Annotated in this window: 1 protein-coding gene; it reads right to left on the bottom strand. The window is 69.3% G+C overall.

Features of this window, described 5'->3' with window-relative positions:
* Positions 1-720 (bottom strand): acyltransferase domain-containing protein (locus E4P42_RS26795; RefSeq protein ID WP_135129653.1); only part of this gene is annotated, 720 nt, incomplete at both ends.

The following is a 720-nucleotide window of genomic DNA, read 5'->3' as shown; positions in this document are numbered from 1 at the left end:
CCTCACGCACCGACAGAGCACCAGACACCACCGCCGCGGTCACCTCACCCATCGAATGCCCGATCACCGCATCCGGAACCACCCCATGAGAGCGCCACAACGCGGTCAACGCCAACTGCAACCCCATGACCACCGGCTGCACCCGCGCATCCCCAGCCACCGGCTCCCCCTCGGCGATCACCTGCCGCAACGAGAAACCCACCTGCTCGACGAACACCGGCTCCAACTCATCAACCGCCACCGCGAACGCCGGCTCCTCGGCCAACAACCGCCGACCCATCCCCGCCCACTGCGACCCCTGACCCGAGAACACGAACACCGTCCCCGACCCACACACACCCTCATGCGCCGCAACGACACCCGCCGCGTGATGACCCACCGACAACGCCCGCAACCCCGCCACCGCAGCAGCCCGATCCCGCGCACACACCGTCGCGAACTTTCCCCACCGGGCCCGGTGATGGTTGAGGGTGTGCGCGACTTCGGCCAACGGGACCTCGGCACCGGCGCCAGACATCCACTGCGCCAACGCACCTGCCGTCGCCGCGATCCGCTCGCCCGACTTCCCCGACACCACGAGCGTGGTCACGGCCGGTTGTGTCAGCGGGGTGGTCGGCTCGGGTTCGGGTTCGGGTGCTTGTTCGATGATGATGTGGGCGTTGGTGCCGCTGACCCCGAACGACGACACCCCGGCCCGACGAGGCCGATCCACCGCCGGCC

Source organism: Mycobacterium sp. PS03-16 (genome assembly GCF_004570325.1).
Lineage (GTDB): Bacteria > Actinomycetota > Actinomycetes > Mycobacteriales > Mycobacteriaceae > Mycobacterium.
The sequence above is the reverse complement of the archived record's forward strand: the minus strand, read 5'-3'. Positions and strand labels throughout refer to the sequence as shown.